Source organism: Amycolatopsis sp. A133 (assembly GCF_031082405.1).
Lineage (GTDB): Bacteria > Actinomycetota > Actinomycetes > Mycobacteriales > Pseudonocardiaceae > Amycolatopsis.
This window is the reverse complement of the sequence record NZ_JAVHJU010000057.1, coordinates 433,517-454,162: the sequence shown is the minus strand read 5'-3', so window position 1 is coordinate 454,162 and position 20,646 is coordinate 433,517. Positions and strand designations below refer to the sequence as shown.

The window sequence follows — 20,646 nt, the reverse complement described above, 5'->3', positions numbered from 1 at the left end:
TCGCTCATCGGCCCCCGGGCCCTCTCCGCGCCGGTTGCCCGGCCGGCCCGACGAGCCCGGCCACGATCTCCGCCGACATCGCCACCAACGGCAGCCCGCCGCCGGGGTGGGCCGATCCGCCGGCGAGGTACAACCCGGGCACCGGGCTCGCGTTCGCCGGGCGCAAGAGCGCCGCGCGCGGGCCGTTGGACGATGATCCGTAGATCGACCCGCCCGGCGCGCCCGTGTCGCGTTCCAGGTCGGCCGGTGTGCGGATCTCGCGCCACAGCAGGCGTTCGCGCACGTCCAGGCCGCGGGCGGCGAGGACGTCGAGCACCCGGTCCGCGTAGCGCTCCGCCCGTCCCGGCGTGGTCCAGTCCACTCCGGACACCGGGTCGTGGCGCGGGGCGTTCACCAGCACGAACCAGGCTTCGCAGCCCGGCGGGTGCAGCTGCGGGTCGTCGGGTGCGCAGAGGTACACCGTGGGGTCGTCGACCGGCCGGGGCGCCGGGCCGAAGATCGCGTCGAATTCGGCGTCGTAATCAGCGGGGAAGAGCACTCTGTGGTGACTGGGATCCGGTGTTGTGCCGCGCAACGCGAGCAGCAGGACGAACCCGGCCAAGGACGGCTGCGTCCGCCGCAGGGCCCGCCGCGCCCGGGCGTCGTCGAGCAGATCGTCGTAGACGTGCGTCGCGTCCGCGTTGGCCACGACGACCGGGGCGGCGAGCCGTTCGCCGTCGGTCAGCCGCACCCCGCGGACGCCCGCCGGGCCGGTTTCGATCGCGGCGACCTCCGCGCCCGTCCGGACTTCGACCCCCATCGCGACGAGCCGGGCCACCAGTGCGTCCCCCAGCCGGCGCAGGCCGCCGCGGACGTGCCACGCACCGAACTCCTGCTCCACGAACGGGACGACGCTGAGCACGGCGGGCAGCCGCCGCGGGTCCGAGCCGGTGTAGGTCGCGTAGCGGTCCAGCAGCATCCGGGCGCGCGGGTCGCTCAGCCGGCGGCGGCCGATCCCGCGCAACGTGCGCCACGGCGCGATCGCGGCCAGGTCCCGGATTCCCCTGGCGTGCCGCAGCAGGTCACGGGGGCCGTTCAACGGGCGGCGCAGCACCGGCTCGCCGACCAGGCCCCAAAGCCGTTCCGCGTCGCGCATCAGCCCGCGCCACTCTTCGCCGGCGCCACCGCCGAAGGCCGCTTCGAGCGCTTCGGGCACCGCCGCGCGCTCGTGGGGCACGGCCAGTTCGGTGCCGTCGGCGAACCGGTAGCGGCAGGCCGGATCGACCGGGACGATGTCGACCAGGTCGTCCAGGTCCGCGCCGGTGGCCGCGAAGAGCTCGCGGTAGACCGAGGGCAGGGTCAGCAGCGAAGGACCGGTGTCGAAGGTGAAACCGTCGCGCGTGCGGGTGCCGAGCTTGCCGCCGCAGTCCGCCGATCGCTCCAGCACGGTCACCCGGTGCCCGGCGGCGGCGAGCCGGGCCGCCGACGCCAGGCCGCCCATACCGCCGCCGACCACCACGACCTCGCTCACGCGCATCCCCCGCCCGGCAGCGGACGGTGCCGTCGGACCGGCCCCGCCGAGGACGCCGGGTCACCACCGAGCCGCCGTGCCACGGACCCCGCGCCACCACCGGCCACCACGCCCCTCACGCAGCACCCCCTCCCGGCACCGGACGTCCCTTCCACACCAGCCGGCCCGTGGCCCGGGCTCGCCACGACCGGCCGATCAGCCCGGTCAGCGCGAGCACCGATACGGGGTGGGCCAGGCTGTCCGGCCACACGCGGCCCCCGGTGCGCCGAGCCGCCACGACGCGGCCGGCCACGCCGGCCGCGTACCCGGCCATCCCGGCCCGCGAGCCGCCCAAAGCCGCTACGGCCGGCAGCACCCACACGACGAGGAACAGCCCCGCGATCACCAGCGCCGCCGGGGCCGAGCCGGTGGCCGACCAGAGCGACTTCGTGTAGCCGTCCCGCAGCTGCGGCCACGTCGAGTACATGTGGCACTCCGCGACCCCGCTGCCGTCGGCGACCACCCCGCGGCCGCCGGCGCGTTTCACCGCGCGCATCAGCGCGATGTCGTCCAGCACTTCGCCGGCGACCGCGGCGAACCCGCCGCACTTGCGCAGCATCGCGGCGTCGATGACGAAGAACTGGCCGTTGGCGGCGGCGAGCGACGGCCGCGGGGACGTCTCGGCGAGCCGCAACGGCAGCAGCACCAGCCACGACCACTGCAGCAGCGGCTGCACCAGCCGGGCGGCGAGCCCTTCGGCGCGCTGGCGGGGAAACGGCGAAACCGCGTCGAGGTCCGCTTCGCGCAGGAGCGTCACCGCGGCGGCGACCGCGTGGGGGGCCAGGACGACGTCCGCGTCGACGCAGACGAGCACACTCCCCCGCGCCCGCCGGGCGAGCTGGTGACACGCGTGCGGTTTGCCCAGCACCCCCGGCGGCGGCTCCGCCCCGGTCAGCAGCGTGACCCGCGGGTCCGGCCCGGCGATCCGGCGGACGACGTCGGCCGTGCCGTCGGTGGAACCGTCGTCCAGCACCAGGATTTCGGCGTCGTCGAGGCCGCGCTGCGCCAGCAGGGAGCGCAACGCCGGGGCGACGCGGGCGGCCTCGTCGCGCAGGGGCAGCAGGATCGACACCGGTTCGCGGCACCGGGCCGGCCCTTCCCGCGGCGCGCGGACGATCCGCGCGTTGTACGCCGCATGCCCCGCAGCGGCGACTGCGGCCAGTGCGGCGGCGCGCACGATCAGGCGGACACGCGAGCCCATCGCCACCCCTTTCCCAGCCGGATGGCGAACGGCACGGCCACCGCGCCCATGAGGACGCCCCCGGCGACGGCCACCCACGGCCTGCCGAAGAACGCGAAGTGCGCCCACACCGAGGAAAACCACGTCCAGAGGTACAACGCGGGCGCCGGGCCGGCGACCGGATCGGGGATCGGGTCCGGCGGCCGGGGCACCCACCGGTGCAACGCGGCCTGGATCAGCACGGCGACCAGCAGCCAGCCCGCGAAGTTCGTCACCGGGATGCCGTGCACCAGCGGCAACGAAGGCTCGGGCGAAGACCAGACCCAGTACCCTTCGTCGACCATCTGGGGGTCGAGGAAGACGTCCCACGCCGCCAGCGCGCCCGCCGCCACCGCGACCACGCCCGCCGGCTTCACCGCCAGTGCGCGCCCGGCGAGCAACGCCGGCCACGCCATCATCAGCCAGGCCAGCGGGACGATGCCCGGCACGCCGGCGACCGGCCAGCCGAGCAGTCCGGTGTATTCGTAGTGCCCGAAGGGAAACCCGGTGTGCAGGCCCGCCACCTCGGCCAGCAGCCCGCCGCCGCCCGCCACGGCCACCAGCGTGACCACCGCACGGGCCCCGGCGCGCGACCACGCGTCGGCGAGCGACGCGGCGGCGAAGCAGAGCACGGTGAGGACGGTCAGCGGGGTGCGGCCGCCGGGCTCGGTGACCGAGTAGAGGATCTGGCAGAGCACGGTCGCCGCGGCGCAGAGCCAGGCGACCAGCGCGGGCGCGGCCGGGCGGAGACGGGTGAATGCGGCAGTCCGCGAAACCATCACCCCTTCGGGAAAATCGGTGCGAAATGGGACTTGAAATGCCCGACAAACACCCGGCGACGCCCCGGTGTGGGCGGGGCGTCGCCGGGCGCCGGGCCCGCCGAAGCAGCCGGCGGACCCGCCGGGGCGGCGTGTGGCATCGCCGTCCCGGCCACAGTGAGGTCGCTCCCGGTCCGATCCACCCTGCCGCGCAGAGCGTGGCACCCAGCCCGGCGTACCGGGCGGATTCGGGGTGGTGGCCTGGTGTTCACCGGGTTCAAGTGGACAAGCTACACCACATGTGAAACGGTTGCGAATCGAATAGGCTGACAGCGGGAGGGCGGCTGATGACCGCGACCATGACGACGGGGGTGGCCCCCGTGGGCGACGCACCCGCCGAGCGGCTGGACGCACTGGGCCGTCGTTGCCTCGCCGAGGCGCACGGTTTTGTGAGCGCCCGGGCGGCGGAACACTTCTCCGGGCGCAGTGAGGGAGCGCTTGCGGAAACCGCGCTGCCGGAGTTCGTGGCGGGCGGGAAATGCCTCCGCCCGCTTTTTGCGTACGTGGGGTGGCGGTGCGGGCAGCCGGAATCCGACGCCGCGATCCGCGCGGCCGCGGCGCTGGAACTGCTGCATTGTTTCGCCCTGGTCCAGGACGACGTGATGGACGGCTCGCCGCTGCGCCGGGGCCGCACCGCGCTGCACGTCCGGTTCGCACGGTGGCACGAGGAGCAGGGCTGGGCGGGCTCGGCACCCCGGTTCGGCGAGTCCGCGGCGATCCTGTTCGGCGACCTCTTCCTGGTGTGGTCCGAGCAGATGCTGCGCGAAAGCGGCGTGGCGGCGGCGCAGCTGGCGCGCGGCTGGGCGCACTACGACGCGATGCGGGCGGAGCTGGCGGTCGGCCAGCTCGCCGACCTGGTGAACGACGCGCGGGCGTTGCCGAGCTGGGACACCCTGCTCGACGTCCTGCGCCGCAAGTCCGGCAACTACACGGTGCGGCGGCCCCTGGAATTCGGTGCGGCGCTGGCCGGCTGCGGCCCGGAGCTGATGGCGGGGCTGGCCGAGTACGGCGGCCTGGTGGGCGAGGCGTTCCAGCTGCGCGACGACCTGCTGGGCGTGTTCGGCGAGCCGGCGGTGACGGGCAAGCCGGCCGGCCAGGACCTGCGCGACCGCAAGGCCTCGAGCGTGGTGGTGCTCGCCGCGGCCATGGCCGACCGGCGCGGGCAGACCGAGCTCGCCGAGCTGCTCGACCTCCCCACGGTGGACGACGAGGCGGTGCACCGCTGGCGCGAGCTGATCGTGGCCACGGGCGCGCGCGAACGCCTGGGCGAGCTGATCAGGGAACGAGCGGACAAAGCCCTGGCGGCGATCGACCCCGCGGTGGTCCCGCGCCACGCGGGCGATTTGCTCGCCGCCCTCGCGGCCAGGTGCACGGAGCGCGACCGATGAGGAGCGAGCTGATCCGCGAACAAATCGACGCAACCTCCAGGCCCGCGGTGATCCCGCGGCACGCAGGTGATTTGCCCGCCGCCCACACAGCCCGCCCCACGGAGCACCACCGATGAGGAGCGAACCGATCCGCCGACGAACCCACGCAACCCCCAGGCCCGCGGTGATCCCACGGCACGCAGGTGATCTGCTCGCGGCCTCTGCCCCCGCGGTGATCCAACGACCGGTTCGCGACCTGCCAGCCGCCCCCGCAGCCCCCGCCGCGGTGATCCAACGACCGGCCCGCGACCTACCCGCCGCCCGAGGCACGGAGTGCGTCCGATGAAGACCGTGCCCGGGCCGGCCGACCGCGTAGTCGTCGTAGGCGCGGGCCTGTCCGGCCTCGCCGCGGCCCTGCACCTCGCCGGCCGCGGGCGGGAAGTCACCGTTCTCGAACGGGATCCCGGTCCCGGTGGCCGGGCCGGGCGGGTCGAACACCACGGCTACCTGCTCGACACCGGGCCCACCGTGCTCACCATGCCCTCGATCCTCGCCGACACCTTCGGGGCGGTTGGCGCGGCCCTCGCCACCGAACTCCCCCTGACCCGGCTCGACCCGGCGTACGTCGCGCGGTTCGCCGACGGCAGCACGCTGCCCGTGCACACCGACGGCGCCGCCATGGCCGATGCCGTCCGGGAGTTCGCCGGGCCCGCCGAGGCCGCCGGCTACACCCGGCTGCGGGACTGGCTGACCCAGCTCTACCGCGCCGAGTTCGGCCGGTTCATCAACGCCAACATCGACTCCCCGCTCGGCATGGTCCGGCCGGAACTGGCCCGGCTCGTGGCGCTGGGCGGGTTCCGGCGGCTGGACGGCCAGGTCGGCCGGTTCCTCTCCGACGAGCGGCTGAAGCGGGTGTTCACCTTCCAGGCGCTCTACGCCGGCGAGTCCCCGATGCGGGCGCTGGCCCTGTACGCGGTCATCTCCTACATGGACACCGTCGGCGGGGTGTACTTCCCGCCCGGCGGCATCGCGGCCCTGCCGCAGGCGCTGGCCCGCGTCGCGGCCGATGCCGGGGTGAAGTTCGGCTACGGCGACTCCGTGAGCGAGCTCGAACGCGCCGGGGCCCGCGTCACCGCGGTCCGGACCGCTTCCGGGGCCCGCTACCCGTGCGACGCCGTCGTCCTCACCACCGAACTGCCCGAGAGCTACCGGCTGCTCGGACGACGTCCACGACGGCCCGTCCCGCTCCGGGCCGCGCCGTCGGCGCTCGTCGTGCACGCCGGCGGTCCCGCCGGCCGTTCCGAGGTCGGCCACCACACGATCTCCTTCGGGCACGGGTGGCGGTCGACGTTCGACGAGCTCATCGTCCAGGGCAGGCGGATGAGCGACCCGTCGCTGCTCGTCACGCGCCCGACCGCGACCGATCCCGGGCTCGCCCCGCCCGGCCGCGAGCTCTACTCGATCCTCGCCCCGGTGCCCAACCTCGACCGCGGACCCGCGGACTGGACCGCCGAGTCGGGCTCGTATGCGGAAGAGGTCCTCGACGTGGCCCGTGAGCGGCTCCTGCCCGGCTTCGAACCGGAATTCACCCACGTCATCGGCCCGGCTGAATGGGCGGACCGCGGCCTGGTCGCCGGGACGCCGTTCAGCTACGCGCACTCGTTCGTCCAAACCGGACCGTTCCGGCCGCGGAACCTCCCCCGCGGCACGGACAACGTCGTCCTGGCCGGCGGCGCCACCGTCCCCGGCGTCGGCGTGCCGACCGTGCTGATCTCCGGCAGGCTCGCCGCCGACCGGATCACCGGAGGAACCCCATGACCCGACGCGAACTCGACGCCGCCGGCATCACCGACCCCGGCCTGCGCGCGGCCTACACGTGGTGCCGCGAGCTCAACGCCCGGCACGGCCGCACGTACTTCCTCGCGACGCGGATGCTGACCCCGGCGCAGCGGCCGGCGATCCACGCGCTCTACGGCTTCGCCCGCTGGCTCGACGACATCGTCGACGAGCCGGACGACGACGCCACCCCCGAAACGCTCGACGCCCGCCTGGCGGAGGTCGAAAAGCGCTTCCTGGCCGACCTCGACGCCGGCGCGAGCGACGACCCGCTGCTGACCGCGGTGATCGACACGGCGGCCCGCTACACCCTCGCGAAGGCGTACTTCGAGGCGTTCTTCACCTCGATGCGGATGGACCTCAGCGTCGCCGGCTACGCCACCCGCGAGGAGCTCGACACCTACGTCCACGGCTCGGCCGAGGTGATCGGGCTGCAGGTGCTGCCGGTGCTCGGCTTCGTCGCGCCGCGCGAGGAGGCCGAGCCGAGGGCCGCCGCGCTCGGCAAAGCGTTCCAGCTCACCAACTTCCTGCGCGACGTCGCCGAGGACCTGGCCCGCGGGCGCGTCTACCTGCCCGCCGACGAGCTGGCCGTCCACGGCGTCGACCGCGAACGGCTGGCCTGGTGCGCCGCTCGGGGGCAGGCCGACCAGCCGGTGCGGGCCGCGATCCGCAACCAGATCGCCGTGACCCGCGACGTCTACGCCGAGGCCGAACCGGGCATCGCCATGCTGCACCCGGTTTCCCGCCCGTGCGTGGCCACGGCGGCGACGCTGTACGGAGGCATCCTCGACCGCATCGAAGACGCCGGCCACGACGTTTTCGCCGGCCGCGCGGCCGTCTCCCGCGGGCAGCGGCTCGCGGTCGCGTGCGGTGCGGTCGCGCGCACGCAGTGGGCCCGGCGGCGCCACCCCGCGCCGGCGCTCCCGGTGGCGGTGGGCTGAGGTGGGCCAGGCCGAATACCTCGTCGTGCTGGCCGCGTGCGTCCTGGTCACCCTGCCGCTGGAGATCGCGGGCGCGCGCGTCTACCGGCAGCCGCGGCGGCTGGCGCGCGCGGTGCTGCCGGTCGCGCTGGTGTTCCTCGTCTGGGACGCGCTGGCCATCGCCGGCGGGGTCTGGGACTACGCGCCGGAACACGTCACCGGCATCCGCGCGCCCTTCGGCGTGCCGCTGGAGGAGATCCTGTTCTTCGTCGTGATCCCCGTCTGCGGGGTGCTGACCTACGAAATCGTCCAGCTCACGCTCGCGGTGCTCGGGCGGCGCAGCCGGCAGGAGGCCCGCCGGTGATCCCGTGGGGCTACACCGTGCCGGCGGTCGCCGCCGTGGCCGCGGTCGTCCTGGCCGAGCTGTTCCTGCTGCGCACGGGGCTGTTCCGCCGGCCCGCCTACTGGATCACGATCGCCATCGTGACCGGCTTCCAGATCCCGGTGGACGGCTGGCTGACCAAGCTTTCCGACCCGATCGTGCGGTACGCGCCCCAGCACATCACGAACTGGCGCCTACCGTGGGACATCCCCGTCGAAGACTTCCTCTTCGGCTTCGCGCTCGTGACCGCCGTGCTGCTGGTCTGGGAACGAGCCGACCCCCGTCGGGAGCGAGCATGAACGCGATGGCGAAGGACGGTCTCCCCCGCGGCGCCGTCCCGTCGGCCTTCGACACCGAAGCCCGGTGGTACGACCGGCTGGTCGGGGCCAACCCGGGCTACCACGAGCACCTCCAGCTCTCGGCGCAGCGGCTGGAGCTGCCGTCGGACGGGACCGGCCTGCGGCTGCTGGACGCCGGCTGCGGCACCGGCGCGTCGACGGCCGCACTGGTGTCGGTCGCGCCCGGGGCGCGGATCACCGCGTTCGACGCCTCCGGGGAGATGCTCGCGCAAGCCCGGGCCAAGGACTGGCCGGACGGGGTCACCTTCGTCCACACGCCGGTCGAGGACCTCGACGGGATCGACGGCCCCTTCGACGCGATCCTGGCGGCGTACCTGCTGCGCAACCTCACCGCGCCGACCCGGCAGCTGCGGCGGCTGCGCGGGCTGCTGCGCCCCGGTGGCCGCATCGCGGTCCACGAGTACTCCGTCCACGACTCGCGGCGCGCCCGGTGGGTGTGGAACGCGGTCTGCGCGGGCGTGATCATCCCGCTCGGGAAGGTCACCACCGGCGACGCGACCCTCTACCGGCACCTGCGCCGCAGTGTCCTGGAATTCGACGGGATCGGCGCACTCGCCCGCCGGCTCTCGGACGCCGGCTTCACCGACGTCCGCACCGCCACGATGCCGGGCTGGCAGCACGGCGTCGTCCACACCGTCCTCGGCACCAACCCGCAGGAGCACCCGTGACCCGCCCCCTCGGCACCGACCGCCGGATCGAGACGCGCCCGGCCCCACCCGGCCTCGCCGACGCGGGACTGCTCGGCCGCCGCCCGACCGCGGCGGTCGTCGGCGGCGGCATCGCGGGCCTCACCGCCGCCACCGGGCTGGCCGAGCGGGGCGTCACGGTGACGCTCTTCGAACGCGACGGCCACCTCGGCGGGCGGGTCGGCGGCTGGGCCGACCGGCTGCCGGACGGCACCGCGGTGACCATGAGCCGGGGCTTCCACGCCTTCTTCCGCCAGTACTACAACCTGCGGTCCCTGCTCATGCGCACCGATCCCGCGCTGGACCGGCTGGCCCCGCTGGCCGACTACCCCCTGCTGGACGCGCAGGGCCGCACGGACACCTTCGCGGGGCTCCCCCGGACCCCGCCGTGGAACGCGCTGGCGTTCGCCTGGCGCAGCCCGACGTTCACCCCGCGGGACCTGGTGCGGATCAACGGCCGCGGAGCCCTGCCGCTGGCGACGGTGAGCGTCCCGGAGACCTACCACCGGCTCGACGGCACCGACGCCGCGAGCTTCCTCGACACGATCAACTTCCCCGACGCGGCCAAGCACCTCGCGTTCGAGGTGTTCTCCCGCAGCTTCTTCGCCGACCCCCGCGAGCTGTCCGCGGCGGAACTGGCGACCATGTTCCACCTGTACTTCCTGGGCTCCAGCGAAGGCCTGGTGTTCGACGTGCCCACCGAGCCGTTCCCCCAGGCCCTGTGGGATCCCTTGGCCGGGTACCTGACCGATCGCCGGGTGCGCATCCGCACCGGCACCGCGGTGGCGTCCCTGGACCGCACGGCCGAGGGGTTCGCGGTCACGACGGCGGCGGACACCACGCAGTTCGACACCGTCGTGCTCGCCTGTGACGTCCGGGGGTTGCAGCAGATCATCGGCGCGTCGCCCACCGTCGGCACTCCGGAATGGCGAGCGGCCGTGACCGGGTTGCGGACGGCACCGCCGTTCCTCGTCCGCCGGCTCTGGCTCGACCGGCCCGTCGACAGCGCCCGGCCGCCGTTCCTCGGCACCGGGAGCGTGCCGCCGCTGGACAACATCAGCCTGCTCGACCGCTACGAGGGCGAGGCACGGCGGTGGGCGGCCCGCACCGGCGGCTCGGTCGTCGAGCTGCACGCGTACGCGGTCACCACCGACGACCGCGAGACGCTGGTGAAGGCCGTGGACGACCGGCTGCACACGATCTACCCCGAAACCCTCGACGCCACGGTCAGCGCGTCGATTTCCCTGTGGCGCGAGGATTGCCCGCTGTTCGGGCTGGGCGGCTTCGCGCGCCGCCCGACGGTGACCACGCCGGACCCGGCGCTGGCCCTGGCCGGCGACGGCGTGCGGATCGACCTCCCGGTCGCCCTGATGGAACGCGCGGCCACCACCGGCTGGGCCGCGGCCAACACACTGCTGTCCGGCTGGGGGCTCGCCGGGCACCCGCTGCGCTCGGTCCCCAACCGCGGCCGGATCGGCTGGCTGAACCGGCTCGCCTCGACCAAGCACTTCGGCGGGTGACCGGGATGGCCGACCACGAAGCCGTCATCGTCGGCGCCGGGCTCGCCGGGCTGGCCGCCGCCGTGACCCTGCACCGGGCCGGGGTGGCGTGCGTGGTGCTGGAAGCCGCCGACGACGTGGGCGGGCGGGTGCGCACCGACGTCGTCGACGGGTTCCGGCTCGACCGCGGGTTCCAGATCCTCAACCCGGCCTACCCGGCGATCCGGCGCCTGGTGGACGTCGGCGCCCTGGACCTCGGCCGGTTCTGGCGCGCGGTCCGGGTGGCCGACGACGACCGCGTCTCCCTGCTGGGGAACCCCCTGGACACGCCCAAGGCGCTGCGCGACATCGCGGCCCGGCGCTACCTGTCGGCGAAGGACCTGGCCGCGCTCGGCGCACTGTCCGCCCGCGTCGCCGCGGGGCCGGCCCAGGCGATCATCGACCGCGACGACCGCACGACGCTCGGCGAGCTGCAGCGCGCCGGGGTGTCCGCGCGGGCCGTGGAGACCGTGTTCCGGCCGTTCCTCTCCGGGGTGTTCCTGGAAGCCGGGCTGACCACCTCGGCCCGCTTCTTCCAGCTGGTGTGGCGCAGTTTCCTGCGCTCGGCCCCGTCGCTGCCGGCGCTGGGCATGGGTGAGCTGCCGCGGCAGCTCGCCCGCTCCCTGCCGACGGCGGCCGTCCGGACGGGCACCCCGGTCGAGGAGGTCCGGCCGGGCCGGGTCCGCACGGCCGGCGGCGAGGTCCGCACGGCCCGCGCGGTCGTCGTCGCGACCGACGGCTCGACGGCCGCCCGCCTCACCGGCGTCGCCGAGCCGCGGTGGAACAGCGGGACCACGTGGTACTTCGCGCCACCGCGATCGCCGTTGCGCGAGCCGGTCATCGTGATCGACGCGCGGGGCGGGCCGCTGACCAGCACCAGCGTGGTCAGCGAGGTGTGCCCGTCCTACGCCCCGCCGGGAGCCGCGCTCGTGAGCGCGTCGGCCCTGACCACGCTGCCGGAGGACGAGGTGCGCCGGGCGCTGGGCCGGATGTACCGCACGGACGCGACCCGCTGGCCCCTGGTCGGCCGGTACGAGATCACCCACGGGCTCCCGGCGATGCCGTCCCCGCACGAGCTCCGGCGCGAGGTCCGGCTGGGCGAGGGCCGGTACGTGTGCGGGGATCACCGGGACACGAGTTCCCTCCAGGGCGCGCTGGCTTCCGGAACGCGAGCGGCCCGGGCGGTGCTCGCCGACCTCGGCCCCCGGCCTCGCTCCGGCTGATCGGGACAGGCCCGGGTCCGGCCCGGGTCCGGGGGTCGCGAATGACTCATTGGGGACCTCCGGCGTCGCGAATGACTCATTCGCGACCTTCCGGCAGCCGAGCCGGACCCGCGGCGAGGCACCGGAACGGCGCTGCGCGTTACGACATCCGGGCGTAAATCCACGTCACGCACGGCGAAAACCGCCAAGATCCCGCCCACCGGCCGGTACCGATCGTGCCGGTCCGGTCCGGCTTCATCGCTGGATCGAGTGAATCCCATCCCGTGATCTTCAGTGTTCCGGCCCAGCGCGCCCGTGGTCCGGGTGGCCCCGATCCGGTGGCGTGCCCCGTTGAGCTCCTTGACACAGGGCGCTCCGGGTGACGTTCTCCCGGCTCGCTAACAAAATCCCCGCCGTTCCGTCTTCCCGAGGCAACCCGCAGTAATCCGGCCTTCGAAGGGAAGTCATGTCGCGGAGATCATCGTTCGTCGCGCTGATCACGATCAGTGCCTTGCTCACCCCGGCCGCGGTGGCGGCCGCGGCGCCGCCCGGGGTCGATCCGGCCACCGTCGACCTCACGCTCGCCGCGGGGCAGAGCACCGGCATCACCAAGCACGTCACCACCTCCGCCGTCCCCCCGAACCCCGACCTCGTCCTGCTCGCCGACACCACCGGCAGCATGAGCGGCGCGATCACCGACGTCCGCACGAACGCCGGCGCCATCACGAGCGACGTGCTCGCCGCGCAGCCGACCGCGCGGTTCGGCGTCGCCGAGTACAAGGACTTCACCGACTCCGTGCCCTTCAAGGTCAACCAGGGCATCACCGGCGACACCGCCGCGGTCCAGGCCGGGATCAACCAGTGGTCGGCGGGCGGTGGCGGCGACTTCCCCGAAGCCGACCTCAACGCCCTCTACGAGCTGGCCACCGGCGCGGTCGCCTTCCGCCCGGACGGCACCCGCATCATCGCCTGGTTCGGCGACGCGCCGTCGCACGACCCCAGCGGCGGGCACACCCTCGCCCAGACCGTCGACGCGCTCAAGGCGGCGAACATCCGCGTGGTCGCGGTCAACGTCGGCGCGCTGGACGCCGACGGCCAGGCCAGTGCGATCGCCACGGCCACCGGGGGCGTGCTGCTGAACAACGTGCCCTCGGACGAGGTCTCGCAGGCCATCCTCGCCGGCATCAAGTCCATCGAGGTGACGGTGACGCCGAAGGTCACCACCTGCGACCCGCAGCTGACGGTCACCAACGCCCCGGCGAGCGTCAAGGTGCCCAGCGGGGACGTCGCGACGTTCACCGAAACCGTCACCGCCGCGGCCGACGCTGCGCCCGGCACCTACCACTGCACGGTCGACTACCTGGTCGACGGCGTGTCCCGCGGGTTCGTCGAGACGACGACCGTGCGCGTGCTGGGCCTGAGCATCAACGACGTCACGGTGGCCGAGGGTTCCGGCGGCGCGCCGGTCCCGGCCACCTTCACCGTGTCGCTGCTCGGCGGCGCGAGCCCGAACCCGGTGTCGGTCCACTACGCCACCGCCAACGGCACCGCGACCGCACCGGCCGACTACCAGGCGGCGAGTGGTGACGTGACCTTCGCACCCGGCGAGACGGCCAAGCCGGTGACCGTGCTGGTCAACCCGGACACCGTCGACGAGCCGGACGAGACGTTCACCGTGACGCTCTCGGCCCCGGCCGGCGCCGGGCTGGTCGACCCCACCGGTGTCGGCACGATCGTCGACGACGACCGCGACGGCGTCTTCTCCTGCACCGGCACCGCCGCGAACGTCATCGGCATCACCGCCGCCGTGGCGAACCCGGCGAACCTGCCCTGCGCCGACGACAGCAAGTCCGTCCTCGACGCGACGCTCAACGCCGGCCTGATCAACGTGCAGACCCACGCGCTGACCTCCGCGACCGACCTGACGCCGGACAACCAGTCGGCGGCTCCGGCGGCCGGTGACCACGCGCAGGCGTCGGCCAAGATCGACAAGACGGTGATCAGCACGCTCGGGCTGACCATCGAGCTGGGCGTGATCCAGTCCCAGGCGGCGGCGACCTGCCAGCCGGCTCCGGGCGGGCTCGCCCCGGCGCTGACCGGCAGTTCCAGCGTTGCTTCGCTGAAGATCAACGGCGTCTCGGTCGCGGTGGGCTCGGCGCCGCTGACCATCGCGCTGGTCGTCGGCTCGCTGAAGCTGAACGGCCAGACGATCGCGGACGGCGTCGTGAAGCAGCAGGCCGTCGCGCTGGAAACCCCGCTGGCGAAGATCGTGCTCGCGGAGTCCCAGGCCGACGTGCACGGCACCGCCGCGCACCCGGCGGGCCACCCCTGCAAGCGGTGATCCGGTGAACTCCCCGGGGCGGGCGGCTTCCGCCCGCCCCGGGGCTCACAGCTCGTGGGCCGTCGTGCCGCCGGTGGTGACCAGCAGCGCGCTCCAAGCCGCGGAGGGGCTGATGTTGAGCAGCACCGCGCGGCCGTCGAACTCTCCGGTCTCCCGGGCGCTGGAGAGGTTGAAGAAGACGTCGTTGGGTCCGAGGTGGCCGTAGCGGGCCAGGTTGTCGAAGCACGCTTTTGCGATCGGGACGCCGATCGCCTCCGACCAGTTCCGGAACGCGGCCGTGGACAGGTTCTGCGTCAGGCAGCACGGGACGTCGCCGAGGCTCAGCCCGTTGCGGCCGAGGAGGCGGGTGACCAGCCCCCGCAGCCGGTTGCGGGTCTCCACCGCCAGCCGGAACGAATAGACCGCCGGATCGGTGCACTCCTCCCGCCACCGCGCGAACTCCTCGTCGCGGTATTCGACCCGGAACAGGTCCGCGTAGGCACCGTTCGTCTCCAGCAGGATGTCCCGGATCCGGAGCGATCCCCGGCGGCGCAGCAGAAGCGCGCCGCCGCTGTCGCCGTTGACCGTGACGGGGTGGCGGTAGCGCCCGGGGGTGGCGGGTTTGCTCCCGTGCAGGACCAGAACGTTCGCCAGGCCCGGATCGGCGCGCAGCAGCCCGCTCGCGGCGAGCAGCGCCGGGGTCAGCGACGCGCAGCCGAGGCCACCGACGGAAAACGCCATCGCGCGCCCGGCGCCGAGCATCGCCTGCAGCCGGGTCGCTTCCGAGCTGACCAACGTCTGCGGGGCCCGCGGCTCCACCGTCAAGACGACGTCGACGTCGTCGGCGCCGAGGCCCGCGGTGGCGAGCACCCGCCGTCCCGCGCGGGCGGCCAGCTCGGCCGCGGTGAGCGTGTCGTCGGCGGGCACCCGGTCGATGCCCAGTGCGGCGCAGGTCGCGCGCTCGGTGTCGGACAGCGAAGCCAGCTCGGGCAGCTCGGTGACGGCGATGGACGTCTCCGGCAGGTACCACGCCGAGGCGGCGAGGGCGATCACGCGCCGGGCAGTTCGGTGAAGGCGCCCGTGATCTCGTCGGCGAGCGCGTCCAGCCGGTCCTGGCCGACGCCGCCGGCCACGGCCAGCCGCAGTGCGCCGTCGCGCACCGCGCTCGTGACGACCAGCGGGAACCACGACGCGACCGCGCGTTTGAGGTTCACCGACAGGTCCCAGCGGGTCCGCAGCAGGCGGACGCCGGAGTCGAACGCGGAGGTGTCGCTCGGCCCGTGCAGCACCAGGACCTCCGGCTCGGGCAGGGCGCGCAGCCGGGCGGTGCCCGGCGAGTCCGGCGAGAGGTGGCGCAGGATCCCGTACCCGACGCCGTCGTTCGGCACCGACCGCGCGCGGTCGGCGATCTCCGGCAGGCCGTCCCGGGCCGCGCTGCCCGCTTCGACCGGCAGCACCAGCGGGTGCAGGGTGGTGAACCAGCCGACCGACGGGCCGCGGCCGGCCAGCCGGAACGGGTTGGGCGTCGCCTCCCCCTCGGTCATCACGAACGCGATCGGCGCGTCCTGCCACCGGGCCAGGCCGTACGACACCGCGCACAGCGCCGCCTCCCGGCCCTCGGCACCGCCGGCGGACAGCAGCGCGGCGACCGCCGGATCCGCCAGCGTCCGGGTGGTGATGCCGTCGCCGGGCGAGCCGCCGACGGTCCCCGCGGCCGCGGCCGCCTGCAGGGTCGCCGTCCAGTAGGTGAGTTCCCCGGACAGCTCGTCCGAGGCCGCCATCGCCCGCAGGTGCTCGGCCCACTCCCGCCACCGCGCCGGCCGCGGCGCCGGGGCCGGGCTGCGGCCCGCCGTGAGGTCGGCGAGCAGGACGTCGAGGTCGTCGAGGACGACCACAGTGGACATGTTGTCGAAGACGAAGTGGTTGACCAGCAACACGAGCAGCCCGCCGCGGGCGCGCCCGCGGTCGTAGTGGCGGACGCGGAACAGCGGCCCGCGCGCGGGGTCCATCTCCGCCTTCATCGCCAGGCAGTCGTCCGCGACGATCCCGAGTTCCTCGTCGGTGCTCAGCGGCGGGAGCACCTTCGTGTCGAACACGTCGGCCGCGGTGACGTCCGCGACCTCGAGCCGGGCGCCCAGTGCGTTGCGCCGCAGCCGGTAGCGCAGCGGCTCGTGCAGGGCCAGCAGGTGCCCGACGGCCGTCCGGATCGCGGCCGCGCCGATCTCGGGGGTGGTCTCCACCGTGTGCACGTCGACGAAGTCGCCGACCTCGTCCGGCACCCGCTGCAGGAAGCTGTGCATGATCGGGGTCGGCGGGATCGCGCGGAGGGCTTCGGGGACGGGAACCGGTGCCCCGGACGACACGGGCCCGGGTACCGGCGCCGGGCCGTCGACGACCGCGGCCCGCGCCAGCTCGGCGAGCGTGCGGCACTGCAGCAGCTGCTGCGGGGTGAAGTGGACGCCGTCCTTCGCCGCGCGGGCGGCCACCCGGACGCCGAGGACCGAATCGCCGCCGAGGTCGAAGAAGTTGTCCTTGGGGCGGACCGGGTCGCCGGCGGTCAGCAGGTCCGCGCAGATCGCGGTGAGGACCCGTTCGGCGCGGGCGACGGTGTCACTGTCCACAGGGGAAGGTGCGGTCATGGCGGGCTCCCGGTGGGTGGTGGCGGGGACCGGCTCGCCGTCGACGGCCGGGAGTGCGTCGAGTGGGCGGCCGGGTTCGCGCAGCACGGCGTCGAGCAGGCCGGGCAGCAGGCGGGCGAGCGCCGCCGCGGTCTCCCGGTCGAACAGCGCCGTCGCGTACTCGAAGTAGCCGTCCATCGGCCCGTCCTGCTGGTCGATGACGCCGACGGTGAGGTCGAACTTCGCGGTGCCCGGCGCGATCCCGGCGATCGTGCCGCCGTCGGAGAAGCGCGAGCAGCCGAGCCCGCCCAGTTCGGCGGTGTCCTGCGGGACGTTCTGGTAGGTGTAGGCCACGTCGAACAGCGGCTGCCGGCCGGGCTCGCGGGGTCCGCACACCGCCGAGACGATCTTCTCCAGGGGGATTTCCTCGTGGTCGAGGACCTTCGCGACGGTGTCCGCGCAGCGCCGGACCAGATCGGTGAACGTCAGCGAGCCCTCGACGCGCGTGCGGAACGGCGGCAGGTTGTTGAAGTACCCCATGAGGTCATGCGTCGCCGGGTGCGTCCGGCCCGAGGTGGCCACGCCGACGACGACGTCGGTGAACCCGGCCCAGCGGTGCAGCAGGGCGTCGACCAGCGCGAGCATCGTGACGAACGTCGTCACGCCGTGTTCGCGGCTGAACTTGCGGGCGGCCTCGGCCGCCGGTTCGGCCACGGTGAACTCCACGAGCCCGCCGTCGAAGCGCTGGGCCGCGGGGCGCGGCCGGTCCAGCGGGAGCTGCCCGGACGGCAGCCCGGCCAGCTCGGCGCGCCAGAACCGCAGGCCGCGCTCGAGGGTCTCCCCCGACAGGCGTTCCCGTTGCCAGGCCGCAAAATCGGCGAACTGGAACGGCAGTCCGGGCAGCTCCGGCTCGCGGCCGGCCAGCCGTGCGTGGTACAGCTCGGTGAAGTCGCGGAAGAAGATCGTCGGCGACCAGCCGTCGAAGACGATGTGGTGGTAGGTCCACAGCAGGACGTGGTCGTCGGCGGCCAGGCGCAGCAGCGTGACGCGCACCAGCGGGCCCGTGGCGAGGTCGAACGGGCGGACGGCCTCTTGGTCGGCCAGTTCGCCCGCCGCCGCGTTCCGCTCGGTTTCGGGTAACCCGCTCAGGTCGTGCACCACCAGCCGGGGCCCGGGATCGGCGAGCGCCACGAAGGGCACGCCGTCCTCGTCGGGGATGCAGGTGCGCAGCACCTCGTGCCGGGCGAGCAGGTCGTGCACCGCGCCGGTGAGCGCCGTTTCGTCGAGCGGGCCGGACAGCCGCAGGTCGTGCGGGATGTTGTAGAGCGCGCTGCCGGGGTTCAGCCGGTCCAGGTACCACAGCTGTTCCTGGCCGGACGACAGCGGCAGCGGGCCGCCGCGCGGCAGCGCCGTGATGGCGGGGAGGTTTTCGGACGGGCCGCGCTCGGCCCGCACCGCCTGGATGCGGGCGGCGAAGGCCCGCACGGTCGGGTAGCCGTACAGATCGGCGAAGGTCAGCTCGACGCCGAAGTCGCGTTCCATGGTGCGCAACGCGGTGATCGCTGCGATCGACGTCCCGCCGAGGGCGAAGTAGTCCGATCCGGACGCGAGCCCGTCCTCGCCCAGCGCGCGCCCCCACACCTCGGCGACCCGGCGCTCGGTGTCCACATCGGACACCGCCGCGGGTGGGGGTGCCGGGGCCGGGGTTTCGGCGGCCGGCGCACCCGGCGGGCGGCACCAGCAGCGGACGTTCTCGAGCGGGTACGCCGGGGCTTCGATCCTCGGCACGGCCGCGCCGTCGTAGTGGCGGTCCCAGTCGAGGCGGACGCCGAGCCGGTAGAGCGACGCCACCTGCCGCAGCACCGGCCGCCGTCCGGCACCGGCGACGAGCTCGACGCAGCCGAGCTCGGGGGCGAGGCGGCGCATCGTCCGCGACAGCACACCGCCGGTGCCCAGCTCGACCAGCACCGCGCCGTCCCGGACGAACCCGCGGACCGCCTCGGCCAGCCGTCCGGCGTCGTGCCCGGGACCGACGGCCCGGCCCGTCGCGGCCTGCAGCCCGCCCTGGAGCGACATCTCCCCGCGCGCGATCCGCACCGACAGGTTGCCCGCGCCGGAACCGACGAGGTGGGTGTCGGGGATGCCCAGCGACCGGGCCAGCCGGTGCAGGGCGTGGTGGACGGCGACCAGCCGCGGGCCCGGCTCATCGGGCAGCGGGTCCTCGCCGAGGACCGGCCACGCCGCGCACAGCCGGTCCCAGAGCTCGGGTTCAACCCCGCCGTCGCCGGAGAAGAGCAGCACCACCGGCGGGTCGTCCGCGGCGGGGGCGTCCGGGAGGGCGGCGGATCGCAGGGCCGCGGCGAGAGCGCCGGGTCCGTCGGCGACGACGGCGAGCCGGAAGGGGTGGTCGTCGCGGCCCCGGTTCATCGCGTGCCCGACGGCGAGCACGCCGTGCCCGCTGTCCTCGGCGAACGCGGCGAGCCGGTCGCGGTAGCGGGCGAGCGCGGCCGCCGACTTCGCCGACACCGTGACCAGGTGGTCGGTGCCGTCCGGTTCCGCGGGCACCGGAGCCGGCGGGGCCTGTTCCACGACGGCGTGCACGTTGGTCCCGGTGAGCCCGAACGAGCTGAGGCCCGCGCGCCGCGGCACGGCGTCGTCCCACGGCCCGAACGCGGGGTTGACCCGCACCGGGCCGCCGAAGTCGATCAGCGGGTTGGGCGTCTCGAAGTGCGCGGTCGGGTACCGGACGCCGCGCCGCACGCTGAGCAGTACCTTCACCAGCCCGGCGACCCCGGCGGCGTTGTCCAGGTGCCCGATGTTGCCCTTGATCGAGCCGATCGCGCAGTGCGGGGCCGTCACGCCGGCGTCGACGAACGCCTGGCGCAGGGCCTCGACCTCGACGACGTCGCCGAGCGGGGTGGCCGAGCCGTGGCACTCGACGTACCCGACGGTGGCCGCGTCGACGCCGGCGTCGCGCCAGGCCGCGGTGATCACCTCGGTCTGGGCCGCCCGGCTCGGCGCGCTCATGCTGGCCATCCGGTAGCCGTTGTGGTTGACCGCGATGCCCTTCAGCACCGCGTGCACGTGGTCGCCGTCGGCCAGCGCGGCCGGCAGCGGCTTGAGCACGACGATCCCGCCGCCTTCGCCGCCGACCGCCCCGGTGGCCTTCTCGTCGAACGGGCGGCACCGGCCTTCGGGCGACTCGACCCCGCGGACCGGGACGTGCCCGGCCTCCCGGATCGGCACCGGCCGCACGCTGATGCCGCCCGCCAGTGCCAGTTCCGCGGCCCCGCTGCGCAGCAGGGCGACGGCGTGGGCGACCGCGACCAGGCTGCCGCTGCACGCGGTGTCGAGGACGAGCGCGGGACCGGTGAAGTCGTGGCGGTAGCTGATCCGCGCCGCGAGCGAGGCCCCCAGGATGCCCAAGATCTGCTGCGGGTCTTCCTCGTCGAAGAGGTCTTCGTAGTCGGAGCGGGAGTTGCCGAGCACGACGGCGGTCCGCGAGCCCCGCAACGCTTGAGGCGCGTAACACGCGTTCTCCAGGGCTTCGTGGGCCAGCTGCAGGATCAGCCGCTGGTGCGGGTCCATCCACGTGGCCTCGGCCGGCGGCACCCCGAAGAACCGGTGGTCGAACCGGTCGATCCGGTCGAGGTAGCCCATCGGCAGGTAGCCGGGGCCGTCCGCGAAGCCGTTCTCCCGCAGCCGCTCCGGATCGGGTTGCCCGACGGTGTCCCGGCTTTCGGCGAGCAGTTCGTGCACGGCGTCCAGCCCGTGGGCGCCCGGGAGCAGGGCGGACACCCCGATGATCGCCACGTCGTCGTTGCGCACCGGC

At 74.4% G+C, this 20,646-nt stretch carries 14 protein-coding genes; 9 read left to right on the top strand and 5 right to left on the bottom strand.

Features of this window, described 5'->3' with window-relative positions:
* Window positions 1–4 precede the first annotated feature (4 nt).
* The 3 genes from Q5425_RS34395 to Q5425_RS34385 form a co-directional block, all read right to left on the bottom strand.
* Window positions 5–1,516, bottom strand: a complete 1,512-nt coding sequence (locus Q5425_RS34395; protein ID WP_396135300.1) for a phytoene desaturase family protein — start codon at window positions 1,514–1,516, stop codon at window positions 5–7.
* Window positions 1,517–1,625: 109 nt separating this feature from the next.
* Window positions 1,626–2,750: a glycosyltransferase family 2 protein gene (locus tag Q5425_RS34390; RefSeq protein ID WP_308676529.1), complete on the bottom strand. Its 1,125-nt coding sequence runs from the start codon at window positions 2,748–2,750 to the stop codon at window positions 1,626–1,628.
* A complete protein-coding gene (locus tag Q5425_RS34385) occupies window positions 2,729–3,547 on the bottom strand; it encodes a carotenoid biosynthesis protein (RefSeq protein ID WP_308676528.1) in 819 nt (272 codons plus the stop codon). The genes Q5425_RS34390 and Q5425_RS34385 overlap by 22 nt, the downstream gene beginning before the upstream one ends.
* 326 nt (window positions 3,548–3,873) lie before the next feature.
* Here Q5425_RS34385 and Q5425_RS34380 point away from each other — a divergent pair, with 326 nt between their 5' ends.
* The 9 genes from Q5425_RS34380 (at window position 3,874) to Q5425_RS34340 (ending at window position 14,217) form a co-directional block, all read left to right on the top strand.
* A complete protein-coding gene (locus tag Q5425_RS34380; protein ID WP_308676527.1) occupies window positions 3,874–4,974 on the top strand; it encodes a polyprenyl synthetase family protein in 1,101 nt (366 codons plus the stop codon).
* Window positions 4,975–5,295: 321 nt separating this feature from the next.
* A complete protein-coding gene (crtI, locus tag Q5425_RS34375; protein ID WP_308676526.1) occupies window positions 5,296–6,771 on the top strand; it encodes a phytoene desaturase family protein in 1,476 nt (491 codons plus the stop codon).
* The gene (locus tag Q5425_RS34370) at window positions 6,768–7,730 is read left to right on the top strand and encodes a phytoene/squalene synthase family protein (RefSeq protein ID WP_308676525.1); all 963 of its coding nucleotides are present in this window, start codon (window positions 6,768–6,770) and stop codon (window positions 7,728–7,730) included. Before crtI ends, Q5425_RS34370 begins: the two co-directional genes overlap by 4 nt.
* A 1-nt stretch (window position 7,731) precedes the next feature.
* The gene (locus Q5425_RS34365; protein ID WP_308676524.1) at window positions 7,732–8,073 is read left to right on the top strand and encodes a lycopene cyclase domain-containing protein; all 342 of its coding nucleotides are present in this window, start codon (window positions 7,732–7,734) and stop codon (window positions 8,071–8,073) included.
* On the top strand, window positions 8,070–8,390 hold the full coding sequence (locus Q5425_RS34360; protein WP_308676523.1) for a lycopene cyclase domain-containing protein: 321 nt from the start codon (window positions 8,070–8,072) through the stop codon (window positions 8,388–8,390). The genes Q5425_RS34365 and Q5425_RS34360 overlap by 4 nt, the downstream gene beginning before the upstream one ends.
* On the top strand, window positions 8,387–9,118 hold the full coding sequence (locus Q5425_RS34355; protein WP_308676522.1) for a class I SAM-dependent methyltransferase: 732 nt from the start codon (window positions 8,387–8,389) through the stop codon (window positions 9,116–9,118). The genes Q5425_RS34360 and Q5425_RS34355 overlap by 4 nt, the downstream gene beginning before the upstream one ends.
* Window positions 9,115–10,656 (top strand): FAD-dependent oxidoreductase, encoded by a 1,542-nt coding sequence (locus Q5425_RS34350; protein ID WP_308676521.1) that lies wholly within the window; start codon window positions 9,115–9,117, stop codon window positions 10,654–10,656. Before Q5425_RS34355 ends, Q5425_RS34350 begins: the two co-directional genes overlap by 4 nt.
* Before the next feature lie 5 nt (window positions 10,657–10,661).
* The gene (locus Q5425_RS34345; protein ID WP_308676520.1) at window positions 10,662–11,897 is read left to right on the top strand and encodes an NAD(P)/FAD-dependent oxidoreductase; all 1,236 of its coding nucleotides are present in this window, start codon (window positions 10,662–10,664) and stop codon (window positions 11,895–11,897) included.
* A 445-nt stretch (window positions 11,898–12,342) separates the two neighbouring features.
* Entirely contained in the window at window positions 12,343–14,217 is a 1,875-nt protein-coding gene (locus Q5425_RS34340; RefSeq protein WP_308676519.1) for a Calx-beta domain-containing protein, read from the top strand.
* A 45-nt stretch (window positions 14,218–14,262) separates the two neighbouring features.
* Here Q5425_RS34340 and Q5425_RS34335 read toward each other — a convergent pair whose 3' ends face one another.
* Together Q5425_RS34335 and Q5425_RS34330 are read right to left on the bottom strand one after the other, a co-directional pair.
* Window positions 14,263–15,249 carry a 3-oxoacyl-ACP synthase gene (locus Q5425_RS34335; protein WP_308676518.1) on the bottom strand — a complete coding sequence of 329 codons (987 nt, stop codon included), beginning with the start codon at window positions 15,247–15,249 and terminating at the stop codon, window positions 14,263–14,265.
* Window positions 15,246–20,642: a condensation domain-containing protein gene (locus Q5425_RS34330; protein WP_308676517.1), complete on the bottom strand. Its 5,397-nt coding sequence runs from the start codon at window positions 20,640–20,642 to the stop codon at window positions 15,246–15,248. The genes Q5425_RS34335 and Q5425_RS34330 overlap by 4 nt, the downstream gene beginning before the upstream one ends.
* Window positions 20,643–20,646 lie beyond the last annotated feature (4 nt).